This window comes from Nonomuraea africana, assembly GCF_014873535.1.
Taxonomy (GTDB): Bacteria; Actinomycetota; Actinomycetes; order Streptosporangiales; family Streptosporangiaceae; genus Nonomuraea; species Nonomuraea africana.
Window position 1 is genome coordinate 8,042,556 of sequence record NZ_JADBEF010000001.1, and the last position, 13,368, is coordinate 8,055,923.

The following is a 13,368-nucleotide window of genomic DNA, read 5'->3' on the forward strand; positions in this document are numbered from 1 at the left end:
CCCGGACATTTCACTAGACGAACCTTGTCTAGTTGTCAGACAATCTCTGCATGAAGAACGTCCTCGCCGCCGCCGTCCTCTGGGGGACGGCGGGCACGGCCGGCCTGCTGATCACCGCGGACCCGGTCTCCGTCGCCGCCGCCCGCCTGGTCGTCGGCGGGCTCGTGCTGGCCCTGCTGGCCAGGGGCGCCCGCGTCACGCCCGCCCTGCTGCTCGGCGCCGTCGCGGTCGCCGCCTACCAGCTCTGCTTCTTCGCGGCGGTCAGCCGTACGGGGGTGGCCATCGGCACGGTGGTGGCGATCGGCAGCGGCCCGATCTTCACCGGGCTGCTCTCGCGGCAGTTCTCCGCCAGGTGGGCCGCCGCCACGGCCGCGGCGATCGCCGGGTGCGCGGCGCTCATCGTCGGCGGCGAGGCGCAGGCGGGTGACCAGGTCGTGGAGGGCGTGCTCCTGGCCCTGCTCGGCGGCCTCGTCTACGCCTTCTACGCCGTCACCGCGGCGAAGGCGATCAACGGCGGCGCGCCCTCCGACGCCGTCATGGGCATCATGTTCGGCGGCGCCGCCGTCATCATGCTCCCCATCCTGATCGCGACAGGACCCGGCTGGCTGGCCGAGCCGCGCGGCCTGCTCGCCGCCCTCTACCTGGGCGTCGGCGCCACCGCCCTGGCCTACTTCCTGTACGGCAGGGGCCTGCGCACCACCCCTGTCGCCACCGCCGCCACCCTCGCGCTGGCCGAACCCGCGGTCGCCGCGCTGCTCGGACTCGTCGTCCTGCATGAGACGCTGACCCCTGTGTCATTGGGCGGACTGGTGCTGCTCGGGGTTAGCCTCGTGGCGGTGGCCGTACCGGAGAGGAAGTCGACCATTGTTGAGGCCGGTGTCGACGGTCAGCGCGCTCGCTGACGCGCTGCGGCAGCGGGTGCTGTCGGGTGAGATCGATCCCGGCACCTCCCTGCCCGAGCAGGAGCTCGCCGCGGCCTACGGCGTGGCCAGGCCGACGGTCAGGGAGGCGCTGGCCGTCCTGGTGCACGAGGGGTTGCTCAGGCGCGAGCGCAACCGCAGCGCGTACGTCCCCGAGGTGACGATGGCGGACCTCGACGACCTCATGTTCGTCCGCAGGCCGCTGGAGCAGCTGATGGCCAGGTCGCTGGCCGGGCGGCGGGTGCCGCAGGCCGAGGCCGCGCTGGAGCGGATGGCCGCGCTGCCGGACGACGCGCCCTGGTCCGACGTGGTGGCCGAGCACATGGCGCTGCACCAGGCGCTGGTCGAAGCGGTGGGAAGCCCCAGGCTGCTGCGGCTGTACGGGGCGCTGGCGGCCGAGACGCGGCTCGGCCTGGTACGGCTGCGCAGGGTCTACGAGGATCGCGACCAACTGGTCGCCGAGCACCGCGCGCTGCTGGAGGCGATAGCGGAAGGCGACGCCCAGGCCGCCGTCCAGGAACATCTCGGACATTCTTGGGGCTCCGATCCCTTGCGGTAACCGCCGGTGAGTCGCGAGAATCGCGCCCATGCACGTGCCGGACTCCTACGTGTACGTCACCGAGGAGGGCGTGACCCGTCACTACGCTGACGGCAGCGTCGAGGCTCTCGCGTGGGAGGACGTCGTCGAGGTGCGGGTCGCGGCCGAGACGGAGGCCGAGATCCTGTACATCCTCCTCGATCGTGACGGGGAGGGCTGTGTCGTGCCGCGTTCGGCCACGGACGCCACATTTCTTGCGAGATTGCGCTATCTGCCGGATTTCGACCTCGAAAGGCTGCACGTGGCGGCCGCGACGGCCAGAGACAGCGCGATAGTCGTGTGGCGCAGCCCCGAGCCACCCTCTTCGCTCCCGGACCTCGAGTACGACTGAGCGCTCTGTCACCGTGTGAGCACCCGTGCTTTCTGCACCTTTGGACCGTTCCGTCAAGCGCGTTATGCGTCCGATGTTGGTCATGTGGCGTTATTTCGCAATCCCTTATCGATCTTTAGTCTTTAGTGGGGATTGCCGCTCCTGTTAATTATGCGAAAGGCGACAACGTACGGGGCGGAGCGGGCGTCTTGCGTCTGGTGACAGATTTGCAGGGTGGGGTGCTATGAGCGTGGGAGCGGGGGAGCCCGATGTCGTGCTTCTCAAGACCGTGCCGCGACGGGTGCCGAGCATCTGGACTCGGCCGTACGTACGCTTTCTGAGAACGGGGGATGTCGCGGCGGCTTTTGTCGCCTGCGGCAGCGTCTTGGGGACAAAGCTGCTATTTGGGGCTTTCATTCCCGTAGAAGACATGGTGGTCGGAGTCGCGCTCGTCGCGTTGTGGCCGGTCAGCATGCAGTTGAGCGCCGCCTATCGCGAACGGGGACATGGGGAGGGCGCCGACGAGTTCAGGTCGGTGCTGAACGGCGGGGTCGGCCTGATGGCCACGGTGGCAATCGGTGCATATGCCACACAAACCACCATTGCTCGCAGTCTGGTAATGGCGGTTCTTCCGCTGGCACTTCTTCTGACGCTGGTCTTCAGGTATCGCATGCGCAAACGGCTGCACTTGAGCAGGGCTCGCGGCGAGTACATGCGTCATGTCGTCGCCGTGGGCCATCGGGCCGCCGTCCTCGATCTGGTGGTGCAGTTCAGGCGGGAACCGCACCACGGCATGCGCGTCGTGGGCGTGTGCCTGCCCGCGGGGCACGAGGATCTCGACATGGACGGCCTGCCGGTGCTCGGCGGCTTCGGCGACGTGGCGGAGGCGGTCCGGCGCGTCCAGGCCGACGCGGTGGCCATCCTGGCCTGCCCCGAGCTCGACGGCGACACGCTGCGCAGGCTCGCGTGGAGCCTGGAGGAGCAGCGCACCGACCTGTTCGTGGCTCCCGCGCTCATGGACGTGGCCGGCCCGCGCATCAGCATCAGGCCCGTCGCCGGGATGCCGCTCCTGCACGTGGAGCACCCCGAGTTCGACGGCGCCAAACAGGTCGTCAAGAACGTCTTCGACAGGATGATGGCCGGTGCCGCGCTGGCGATCCTGCTGCCCGCCTTCGTGCTGATCGTGCTGCTGATCAGGCTCACCAGCCCGGGGCCCGCCTTCTTCCGGCAGGTCAGGGTGGGCAGGGGCGGCGAGGAGTTCCGCGTGTGGAAGTTCAGGACCATGGTGGTGGACGCCGAGCGGCTCAAGAGCGCGCTGCTGCCCGCCAACGACTTCGACAACGTGCTCTTCAAGATTAGGAACGATCCAAGAGTGACCAGGATCGGCGCCTTCCTGCGCCGTTACTCCCTCGACGAGCTGCCCCAGCTGCTCAACGTCGTCAGCGGCCAGATGTCGCTGGTCGGGCCGCGGCCCCCGCTGCCCGACGAGGTCGCCAAGTACGGCACGGACGTGCGCCGCAGACTCGTCGTACGGCCCGGCATGACGGGGCTCTGGCAGGTCAGCGGCCGCTCCGACCTCAGCTGGGAGGAGTCGGTCAGGCTCGACCTGCGGTACGTGGAGAGGTGGTCTCTCATCCTCGACCTGCAGATCCTCTGGAAGACCTGGTCGGTCGTGACCCGTGGAGAAGGGGCTTACTAGCGGTGAAAGCGCTCGTTCTGGCGGGAGGGTCGGGCACCAGGCTGCGGCCCATCACCCATACCTCCGCCAAGCAGCTCGTGCCCGTGGCCAACAAGCCCGTGCTCTTCTACGGTCTGGAGTCGATCGCCGCCGCGGGCATCAGGGAGATCGGCATCGTCGTCGGCGATACCCACGCCGAGATCGAGGCGGCCGTCGGCGACGGCGCGGCCTTCGGGCTCGAGGTGACCTACCTGCGCCAGGCGGCGCCGCTCGGCCTGGCGCACGCAGTGCTGATCGCCCGTGACTACCTCGGCGACGACGACTTCGTCATGTATCTCGGCGACAACTTCATCGTCGGTGGCATCAACGCCATCGTGTCGTCGTTCGGCCGTGAGCGGCCCGACGCCCAGATCATGCTGACCAGGGTCGGCGACCCGCGGCAGTTCGGGGTGGCCGAGCTCGACGCCGACGGCAGGGTGACCGGGCTGGAGGAGAAACCGGCCCAGCCGAAGAGCGATCTCGCGCTGGTCGGGGTCTACCTGTTCACCCCCGCCATCCACGAGGCCGTGGCCGAGCTGAAGCCGTCGTGGCGGGGCGAGCTGGAGATCACCGACGCCATCCAGTGGCTGATCGACGAGGGACGCAGGGTGGAGTCCACCGCGATCACCGGCTACTGGAAGGACACCGGCAACGTCGCCGACATGCTGGAGGTCAACCGCCTGGTGCTGGAGTCACTCGAACCCCGCCTGCTGGGCACGGCCGAGGGCAGCGAGCTGATCGGCAGGGTCGTCGTCGAGGAGGGCGCCGTCGTCGAGGGCTCGCGCGTCGTCGGACCGGCGATCATCGGGCCCGGCGCGCGCGTCCGCGACAGCTACGTCGGCCCCTTCACCTCGATCGGCGCCGACTGCGTGATCGAGCACAGCGAGATCGAGTACTCGATCGTGCTGCCCAGGGCCTCCATCGAGGGGGTGGGCAGGATCGAGTCGTCGCTCATCGGCCACGACGTCGAGGTCACCCCCGCTCCCACCACTCCACGTGCCCACCGCCTCGTGCTGGGCGATCACAGCAAGGTGCAGATCAGTTCATGACCAACATCCTGGTGACCGGCGGCGCGGGCTTCATCGGCTCGCACTTCGCCCGGCTCGTGGCCCGCGACGCCGAGGTGACCGTGCTGGACAAGCTCACCTACGCCGGCAACCGGCGCAACCTGGACGGCGTGCGCCACACCTTCGTACACGGCGACATCTGCGATCCCGACCTGCTCGGCGAGGTCGTCCCCGGGCATGACCTGGTGGTCAACCTCGCGGCGGAGTCGCACGTGGACCGCTCGATCGCGGGCGGCGCCGAGTTCGTCAGGACCAACGTGCTCGGCACCCAGACGCTGATGGAGGCCTGCCTTCGGGCCGGCGTGCCCAAGGTGGTGCAGGTCTCGACGGACGAGGTCTACGGCTCCATCGACGAGGGCTCGTGGGACGAGGCCGCGCCGCTGGCGCCGCGATCGCCGTACGCGGCGTCGAAGGCGGGCGGCGACCTGATCGCCCGCGCCTACGCGGTGACGCACGGGCTGAACGTGTCGATCACCAGGTGCGGCAACAACTACGGCCCGGCGCAGTTCCCCGAGAAGGTCATCCCGCTGTTCGTGACGAACCTGCTCAGCGGCAGGAAGGTGCCGCTGTACGGCGACGGGGGCAACGTCCGCGACTGGGTCCACGTCAGCGACCACTGCGCGGGCATCAGGCTGGTGGCCGAGTCCGGTGAGCCCGGCGAGGTCTATCACATCGCGGGCGCCGCGGAGCTGAGCAACAGGGAGCTCACCGGGCGGATCCTCGACGCGTTCGGCAAGGGCTGGGAGCAGGTCGAGCCCGTCGCCGACCGGAAGGGGCACGACCGCCGCTACTCCCTCGACGACGGCCGGCTGCGCGCCATGGGCTACCGCCCCGCGATCGCCTTCGAGCAGGGCCTGAAGGACACGATCCGCTGGTACGCCGAGCACCGGGACTGGTGGGCGTGAGATGGCTGGTCACCGGTGGCGGGGGCATGCTCGCCGCCGACGTGCTCGACCGGGTGGGCAGGTCCGGCGACCCCGTGCTGGCCCCTGACCGCGCTGAGCTCGACCTGCTCGACGAGCCGGCGGTGCGCGACCTGGTCGGCGCCTACCGGCCGGAGGTGGTGGTCAACTGCGCGGCATGGACCGCCGTCGACGAGGCGGAGAGCCGCGAGGAGGAGGCGCTCGCCGTCAACGGCAGAGCGGTCGGGGTTCTGGCCGAGGCCTGTTCGTGGGCGGGGGCGCGGCTGGTCCATCTGTCGACCGACTACGTCTTCGACGGCAGGTCGCGCGTGCCGTACAGGGAGGACGACCAGCCGGCGCCCGTCAACGCCTACGGCAGGACCAAGCTGGCCGGGGAGCTCGCCGCCGCCGGCCATTACGTGGTCCGCACCGCCTGGTTGTACGGCGCGCACGGCCCCAACTTCGTCCGGACCATGATCAGGCTGGCCGCGGAGCGCGAAACCGTGGACGTCGTCAACGACCAGCGCGGCCAGCCCACCTGGACGGTCGACCTGGCCGGACTCCTCGTCCGGCTGGCCACCTCCGACCTGCCGCCCGGCGTCTATCACGGCACCAGCTCGGGCCAGACGACCTGGTACGGCCTGGCCAGGGAGATCTTCACGCTGCTCGGCGCGGACCCCGCCAGGGTCAGGCCGGTGACCAGCGCGGACTTCCCCCGCCCCGCTCAGCGCCCGGCCAACAGCGTCCTGGCCACCACCAGGGGCGAGCCGATCAGGCACTGGCGCGCGGCGCTGCACGCGGCCTGGCCGGTGCTGCATCGGGAGGAGGAGCGTCAGTGCAGCCCTGCGTAGAACTTCCGGCAGGCCTCGAAGTCGGGCAGCAGCCCGGCGGCCAGCGCCGCTTCGAGGGTGGGCGCGTCCGCGTCCTTCTCGGACAGGACGGGCGTCAGGTCGGGCCAGTCGATGCCCAGGCTCAGTGGGTGCACGCCGTGCTCACGGGCCGGGTCGTACGGCGTGGAGCACAGGTAGACCACCGTGGCCTCCTCGCTCAGCGCCATGAACCCGTGCCCGAGCCCCTCGGCGAGATAGACGGCGCCGCGCGTGCGGTCGTCCAGCGGGACGCCCTCCCACCTGCCGAACGTGGGGGAGCCCACGCGCAGGTCGACCACGACGTCGAGCACGCTGCCCGACACGCACATCACGTACTTGGCCTGGCCGGGCGGCACGTCGGAGAAGTGGATGCCGCGAAGCACCCCTGCCCTCGAGACCGAGCAGTTGACCTGCGCGAGCCCGAAGGGGCGCGGGAGGGCTGCGGCGCGGAAGGCCTCGAGGAAGCTGCCGCGGAGATCGGCGTGGATACGAGGGGTGAACACCCACGCGCCGTCGATGCTGAGGGGCTGCATGGTCCGAAGAGTAGCTGTAACAACCGTTGCCAGATCCCCGAATAATCCCTGTGTTTGGAGCACATAGATGATGAAGTGCCGGTTATGCGGGTCGGCTGACCTGGCAGGGGTCGTCGACCTCGGCGCGACGCCGCCCTGCGAGCTGTTCCTCACCGCGGAGCAGCTCGACCGTCCCGAAACCACCTACCCGCTGCACCTGCGGGTGTGCACCTCCTGCTGGCTGGCGCAGATCCCGCCGCTCATCACGCCCGAGGAGACGTTCACCGAGTACGCCTACTTCTCCTCTTACTCCTCCTCGTGGGTGGAGCACGCCAGGCGCTTCGTCGACGGCCTCGAGCTGCGGCCCGACTCGTTCGTCGTCGAGGTGGCCAGCAACGACGGCTACCTGCTCCAGCACGTGGTCGAGCGGGGCGCGCGCTGCCTCGGCATCGAGCCCTCGGCCAACGTCGGCGCGGCCGCGGTCGCGAAGGGCGTGCCCACGATCACCGCGTTCCTGTCGCCCGAGACCGGGCAGCGGGTGCGCGACGAGCACGGTCCCGCCGACGTCGTGGTGGCCAACAACGTCTACGCCCACATCCCGGACGTGGTCGGCTTCACCCGGGGGCTGCGCAACCTGGTGGCCGACGACGGTGTGGTCTCCATCGAGGTGCAGCACCTGCTGACGCTGATGGAGCTGAACCAGTACGACACGATCTACCACGAGCACTTCCAGTACTACACGGTCGCCGCCGCCCAGCGTGCGCTGGCCGGCGGCGGGCTGGTCCTGGTGGACGTGGAGACGCTGCCGACCCACGGCGGCTCCATCAGGCTGTGGGCCAGGCCGTACGGCACGCCGTCGGAGCGCGTCCACGACCTGATCGCCCGAGAGAAGGCCGCGGGTCTGCTGGAGCTCTCGGGGTACGCCGACTTCGCCGCGCGGGTCGCCAGGGTCAGGCGCGATCTGCTGCGCTTCCTCGTCGACGCGGCCGACGAGGGCAAGACCGTCGTCGGCTACGGCGCGCCGGGCAAGGGCAACACGCTGCTCAACCACTGCGGCATCCGTCCCGACCTGCTCGCCTACACCGTCGACCGCAACCCCTACAAGCACGGCAGGTTCACCCCCGGCACCCGCGTGCCGATCCTGCCGCCCGAGCGGATCGCCGAGGACCGGCCCGACTACGTGCTCGTCCTGCCGTGGAACCTGCGCGACGAACTGGTCGAGCAGTTGGCCTACGTCAACGCATGGGGAGGCAGGCTCGTCTTCCCGATCCCGCGGTTGGAGGTCGTGTGAAGGTCGTCCTCTTCTGCGGCGGACGCGGCACCAGGATGCGCGACGGCGTGACCGATCTGCCCAAGCCCATGCAGCCGGTCGGCCCGAGGCCGCTGATCTGGCACGTCATGCGCTACTACGCCTTCCACGGCCACAAGGAGTTCGTCCTGTGCCTGGGGTACGGCGCCGAGCACATCAAGAGCTTCTTCCTGACCTACCAGGAGACCGCCTCCAACGACTTCGTCCTGCGTGACGGCAGGGTCGAGATGCTGTCCACGGACATCTCCGACTGGTCCATCTCCTTCGTCCACACCGGCACGGACTCCCCGATCGGCGAGCGGCTGCGCAGGGTGCGCGAGCACCTGGACGGCGAGGAGATGTTCCTCGCCAACTACGCCGACGTGCTCACCGACGCCCCGCTCAACGAGATGGTCGCCAGGTTCGCCGCCTCCGACGCGGGCGCGTCGATGATGGTGGTGCCGCCGCCGGGCACCTTCCACTGCGTCGAGCTCGGGGAGGACGGCAGGGTCGGCGGCATAACGCCGGTCACGGAGATGCCGCTGTGGATCAACGGCGGCTACTTCGTCCTGCGCCGCGAGGTCTTCGACCAGATCCCGCCCGGTGGCGACCTGGTGGCAGACGCCTGCGCGGCGATGGCCAAGGAGGGCAGGCTCCTCGCCTACCCCTACCGGGGGTTCTGGCGGCCGACGGACACGGTCAAGGAGCGGGTCGCGCTGGACGAGGAGTACGACAGGGGCGAGCGGCCGTGGGCGCTGTGGGAGGAGAGGCGGATCGCCGGTGTTGCGACTCTTCCCCGAGCGGTCTGAGGAGATCGTCCTGCTCGGCGCCCACTGCGACGACATCGCCATCGGCGCGGGGGCGACCCTGCTCGGACTGTGCGGGGCCAGGCCGGGGCTGCGGGTCAGGGCGCTCGTGCTGTCCGGTGCGGGGACGGCTCGCGAGGCGGAGGAGCGCGCCGCGCTCTCGGCGTTCTGCCCCAAGGCGGACCTCGAGGTGCGCGTCCTCGACGTGCCCGACGGCAGGCTGCCGTCCCACTGGGAACGCGCCAAGGAGGCCCTGCACGAGCTGCGGGCCCGGTGCGACCCAGGACTCGTCCTCGCCCCCGCCCCGCACGACGCCCACCAGGACCACCGCGGCCTGGCCAGGCTGGTGCCCACGGTCTTCCGCGACCACCACGTGCTCGGCTACGAGATTCTCAAATGGGAGTCAGATCTGGCCCAGCCGAACGTCTTCGTGCCGGTCGCCGAAGGGCTGCTGGCCGAGAAGATCGGTCTGCTGCACGAGCACTATCCCTCACAGCACGACAGGAGCTGGTTCGACGCCGAGACCTTCGGCGGGCTGGCCCGCGTGCGCGGCGTGCAGTGCCAGAGCAGGTACGCCGAGGCCTTCCATACGACCAAGCTCGTTCTCAGCAGCTAAGGAGTGGTTGTGCGCGTTCTCTTGACCGGCCATCAGGGCTATCTCGGCACCGTGATGGCCCCGATCCTCACCGCGGCCGGTCACGACGTGGTCGGGCTCGACTCGGGGCTGTTCGCCGACTGCGTGCTCGGGCCGGCCCCCGCCGACCCGCCGACACTGGCCGTCGACCTGCGCGACGTGGAGGCGGGGCAGCTGGCGGGCTTCGACGCGGTGGTCCACCTGGCCGCGCTGTCCAACGACCCGCTGGGGGCGCTGGCGCCCGAGCTCACCTACGACATCAACCACCACGCCTCCGTACGGCTGGCGCGGCTGGCCCGCGAGGCGGGCGTGCGCCGCTTCCTCTACGCCTCCACCTGCTCGGTCTACGGCGCCTCGGGCGGCGAGGGACTGGTGTCGGAGGACGCCCCGCTGCGCCCCGTCACTCCCTACGCCGAGTCGAAGGTACGGGTCGAGGACGACGTCGCGGACCTGGCCGACGCCGACTTCTCGCCGGTCTTCCTGCGCAACGCCACCGCCTTCGGCTTCTCCCCACGGCTGCGCGCGGACATCGTGCTGAACAACCTGGTCGGCCACGCGCTGCTGACCGGCACGGTGAAGGTGCTCTCGGACGGCACGCCGTGGCGGCCGCTCGTCCACGCCCAGGACATCGCGCGCGCCTTCGAGCTGGCGCTGGTCGCGCCGCGCGAGGCCGTCCACGCGCGGGCCTTCAACGTGGGCGCGGAGGAGAACAACGTGACCGTCGCGGAGATCGCCGCGGAGGTGGTGGAGGCCGTCCCCGGCGCGCAGCTGCTGATCACCGGCGAGGCGGGCAACGACCCGCGCTCCTACCGGGTGGACTTCGCCAGGATCAGGAGCGCCCTGCCCGGCTACGAGGCGGCCTGGTCGGTCAAGGCGGGGGCGCGCGAGCTGGTCGACGCCTATCGCGCGCACGGCCTCACGCAGATGGACTTCGACCTCCGCTTCACCCGTCTGGCGCGGATCGCCGCCAGGCGCGGCGAGGGCACCGTCGACGAGACGCTGCGGCCATGAGGGAGCTGGTCAAGCGGCTGCACCCGATCTGCCGCAGCATGACGGGCGACGGGGTGCGGCGCACCCTGGAGATCATCGCCGAGACCATCCCGCTGGAGCTGCACGAGGTGCCCACGGGGGAGCGGGTCCTGGACTGGACGGTTCCCGAGGAGTGGAACATCACCGACGCCTACGTCAAGGACGCCTCGGGCCGGCGGGTGATCGACTTCGCCCGGTCGCCGCTGCACGTGGTGGGCTACAGCGTGCCCGTCTCGGCGACCATGACGCTCGAGGAGCTGCGCCCGCGCCTGCACACCCTGCCCGAGCAGCCCGACCTGGTGCCGTACCGGACGGGCTACTTCAAGCACGACTGGGGCTTCTGCCTCAGCGAGAACGCGCTGAGAGAGCTGCCCGAGGGCGAGTACGAGGTGCGCATCGACTCGGCGCTCACCCAGGGCCACCTCACGTACGGGGAGCACGTGGTGCCCGGCGAGAGCGCCGACGAGGTGCTGATCTCCTGCCACACCTGCCATCCCGCGCTGGCCAACGAGACGCTGGCGGGCATCGCAGTCGCGACGGAGCTGGCCAGGCGGCTGGCGGGCAGGCGGTTGCGCCACACCTACCGGTTCCTGTTCGCGCCCGCCGCCGTCGGCGCGATCACGTGGCTGGCCCGCAACAGGGACCGTGTCGACCGTGTCAGGCACGGCCTCGTGCTGGCCTGCGCGGGCGACCGCGGGAAGCTCACCTACAAGCGCAGCCGCAGGGGCGACACGCTGATCGACAGGGCGGCGGCGCACGTGCTGTCCACCCGCGAGAGCGAGATCCGCGACTTCGTCCCCTTCGGCTACGACGAGCGCCACTTCTGCTCGCCTGGCTTCAACCTGCCGGTCGGGCGGCTGACCAGAACACCCGACGGGGAGTTCGCCGAGTACCACACCTCGGCCGACGACCCCTCCTTCGTCACAGAGGAGGCCATGGCGGAGACCCTCGCCGCCGCGGAGGAGATCGTCGAGATCCTGGAGAAGGAGACGACCTACCTCAATCTCGAGCCGTACGGCGAGCCGCGGCTCGGACCCAGGGGCCTCTACGGAGCCCCTGGGATCGATCAGATGGCGATCCTGTGGGTGCTGAACCTCTCCGACGGAGAGCACGGCCTCCTCGACATCGCTGTCCGTTCGGGGATCCCTTTCACCACCGTGGCGTCGGCCGCGAGGTCGCTCCTCGAGGCCGGCCTGTTGAAAGAGGAAGGGCACCGGCGGGAGATCTTGCTCCAACGGGTCGAACGAGAAAGCTAGGGAAGACACATGCCAGAGACCGAGACCACCGACCGCGCGGGCTCCGCCGGCAAGGGCCTGCGCTGGGGACTGGTGGCGAGGGTGGCCGCCAGGCTCGCCTCCTTCGGCATGGGACTGGTGCTCGCGCGCCTGCTGGCGCCCGCGGACTTCGGCATCTACGCCGTGGCGCTAGCCGCCCAGCAGTTCCTCTGGCACGTCAACGACGCCGGCATCGTCGCCGCCATCGTGCAGTGGCGCGGCAGGATCGAGGAGGTGCTGCCCACGGCGACGACGATGGTGCTCACCTTCAGCCTGACCGTCTACGCCGTGTTATGGGTGGCGGCGCCGACGTTCGCCGGGTTCGCGGGCAACGCCGACGCCGCGGGCATGGTGCGGGTGATGGCGCTGCTCATCGTCATCGACGGGTTCGTCGGAGTGCGCAGCGCCGTCCTGCTGCGCAGGTTCCAGCAGGGGAGGATCGCCATCGCGACGATGATCGGTGTCGCCGTCCAGGTGCCCGTCGCGGTCGGGTTCGCGATGGCAGGGGCGGGGCCGTACAGCTTCGCCTTCGGCGCGCTCGCCTCGACAGGGGTCGGCGGCGTGCTCATGATCATCTGGTCGAAGGCGCCGATCAGGTTCGGTCTGCGCCGCGAGGCGATGGGCAGGCTGCTGAGATTCGGCATGCCGCTCGCCCTCGGCCTGGGAGTGGAGGCGTTGTTGCTGAACGCCGACTCCGTCATCGTCGGCCAGGCGTTCGGCGCGGCCGTCCTGGGCTACTACCTGCTGGCGCTCAACGTCTCCAACTGGGTGCCGGGACTGATCGGAGAGGCGCTGCGGCACGTCACGCTGCCGGGCTTCTCCAGGGTCGCCGACGAGCGGCCCGAGGATCTGTCGGCCAAGGTGCAGCAGATCATCCCCCTGCTGACGATCGTGATCACCCCTGTCGCGGTACTGGTCGCCGTGCTGGCTCCGGTCGTGGTGCCCTTGCTCTACGGCGAGAAGTGGCTGCCCTCGGCCGCCGCGCTGTCCTTCCTCATGGTGCTCATGGCGGTGCGGATGTTCATGAACACCTGCTCCGACGTCCTCACCTCGGTGGGCGCCGTGGGCTCGATCGCGATGCTGAAGATCTCGTGGGCCGTGGTGCTGCTTCCCGCCCTCTACTTCGGCGCCCAGCTGGACGGGATCCGCGGGGTGGCGATCGCCCATGCCGTCGTCGGCGTCGTGGTCACGCTGCCGCTGACGGCCCTGCTGCTGCGCCGTGCGGGAGTGGCGCTCGGGCCGATCGGGCCCGCGGTGGTGCGGCCCCTGCTCGGCGGGCTCGCGGCGGGGGTGGTCACCTGGCTGGTGATGTCCGCCACCGCGGACGCCTTCTCCCTCGTGCGGCTGATCGCGGCGGGCGGGGCGGGTCTGGTCGCCTACGTCGTGGTGGGGATCTCCCCCGCGAGGCTCAGGGAGATCCGCACACTCGTGACCAGCTGATC

The 13,368-nt window shown here is 70.2% G+C and carries 14 protein-coding genes; 13 read left to right on the plus strand and 1 reads right to left on the minus strand.

What is annotated here, in order from left to right; genetic code table 11:
• Window positions 1-50: 50 nt before the first annotated feature.
• From H4W81_RS38425 to rfbD, 7 genes are all read left to right on the plus strand, one after another.
• Window positions 51-902: a DMT family transporter gene (locus tag H4W81_RS38425; RefSeq protein WP_192779285.1), complete on the plus strand. Its 852-nt coding sequence runs from the start codon at window positions 51-53 to the stop codon at window positions 900-902.
• Entirely contained in the window at window positions 877-1,479 is a 603-nt protein-coding gene (locus tag H4W81_RS38430; protein ID WP_318782300.1) for a GntR family transcriptional regulator, read from the plus strand. Before H4W81_RS38425 ends, H4W81_RS38430 begins: the two co-directional genes overlap by 26 nt.
• A 28-nt stretch (window positions 1,480-1,507) precedes the next feature.
• Complete coding sequence (locus H4W81_RS38435; RefSeq protein WP_192779287.1) at window positions 1,508-1,849, plus strand: hypothetical protein; 342 nt, start codon at window positions 1,508-1,510, stop codon at window positions 1,847-1,849.
• Between the two features lie 223 nt (window positions 1,850-2,072).
• Entirely contained in the window at window positions 2,073-3,527 is a 1,455-nt protein-coding gene (locus tag H4W81_RS38440; RefSeq protein WP_192779288.1) for a sugar transferase, read from the plus strand.
• Window positions 3,528-3,529: 2 nt separating this feature from the next.
• Window positions 3,530-4,594, plus strand: a complete 1,065-nt coding sequence (locus tag H4W81_RS38445; RefSeq protein WP_192779289.1) for a glucose-1-phosphate thymidylyltransferase — start codon at window positions 3,530-3,532, stop codon at window positions 4,592-4,594.
• Window positions 4,591-5,517 carry a dTDP-glucose 4,6-dehydratase gene (gene rfbB / locus H4W81_RS38450; RefSeq protein WP_192779290.1) on the plus strand — a complete coding sequence of 309 codons (927 nt, stop codon included), beginning with the start codon at window positions 4,591-4,593 and terminating at the stop codon, window positions 5,515-5,517. Before H4W81_RS38445 ends, rfbB begins: the two co-directional genes overlap by 4 nt.
• The gene (gene rfbD / locus H4W81_RS38455; protein ID WP_318782303.1) at window positions 5,514-6,365 is read left to right on the plus strand and encodes a dTDP-4-dehydrorhamnose reductase; all 852 of its coding nucleotides are present in this window, start codon (window positions 5,514-5,516) and stop codon (window positions 6,363-6,365) included. The genes rfbB and rfbD overlap by 4 nt, the downstream gene beginning before the upstream one ends.
• Here the strand turns inward: rfbD and H4W81_RS38460 are convergent.
• Window positions 6,347-6,916: a dTDP-4-dehydrorhamnose 3,5-epimerase family protein gene (locus H4W81_RS38460; protein ID WP_192779292.1), complete on the minus strand. Its 570-nt coding sequence runs from the start codon at window positions 6,914-6,916 to the stop codon at window positions 6,347-6,349. The two genes, rfbD and H4W81_RS38460, sit on opposite strands and share 19 nt — an antisense overlap.
• Before the next feature lie 67 nt (window positions 6,917-6,983).
• Here H4W81_RS38460 and H4W81_RS38465 point away from each other — a divergent pair, with 67 nt between their 5' ends.
• Genes H4W81_RS38465 through H4W81_RS38490 form a run of 6 tightly spaced genes read left to right on the plus strand, consistent with a single transcriptional unit; the run spans window position 6,984 to window position 13,366 of the window.
• Window positions 6,984-8,186, plus strand: a complete 1,203-nt coding sequence (locus H4W81_RS38465) for a class I SAM-dependent methyltransferase (RefSeq protein ID WP_192779293.1) — start codon at window positions 6,984-6,986, stop codon at window positions 8,184-8,186.
• On the plus strand, window positions 8,183-8,992 hold the full coding sequence (locus tag H4W81_RS38470) for a sugar phosphate nucleotidyltransferase (RefSeq protein WP_192779294.1): 810 nt from the start codon (window positions 8,183-8,185) through the stop codon (window positions 8,990-8,992). The genes H4W81_RS38465 and H4W81_RS38470 overlap by 4 nt, the downstream gene beginning before the upstream one ends.
• Window positions 8,964-9,605, plus strand: a complete 642-nt coding sequence (locus H4W81_RS38475) for a PIG-L deacetylase family protein (protein WP_192779295.1) — start codon at window positions 8,964-8,966, stop codon at window positions 9,603-9,605. The genes H4W81_RS38470 and H4W81_RS38475 overlap by 29 nt, the downstream gene beginning before the upstream one ends.
• A gap of 9 nt (window positions 9,606-9,614) precedes the next feature.
• Window positions 9,615-10,634 carry an NAD-dependent epimerase/dehydratase family protein gene (locus tag H4W81_RS38480; RefSeq protein WP_192779296.1) on the plus strand — a complete coding sequence of 340 codons (1,020 nt, stop codon included), beginning with the start codon at window positions 9,615-9,617 and terminating at the stop codon, window positions 10,632-10,634.
• Window positions 10,631-11,908: a DUF4910 domain-containing protein gene (locus tag H4W81_RS38485; protein ID WP_192779297.1), complete on the plus strand. Its 1,278-nt coding sequence runs from the start codon at window positions 10,631-10,633 to the stop codon at window positions 11,906-11,908. The genes H4W81_RS38480 and H4W81_RS38485 overlap by 4 nt, the downstream gene beginning before the upstream one ends.
• 9 nt (window positions 11,909-11,917) lie before the next feature.
• Window positions 11,918-13,366, plus strand: coding sequence for an oligosaccharide flippase family protein (locus tag H4W81_RS38490; RefSeq protein ID WP_192779298.1), 1,449 nt, complete (start codon window positions 11,918-11,920; stop codon window positions 13,364-13,366).
• The last annotated feature ends 2 nt before the right edge of the window (window positions 13,367-13,368 follow it).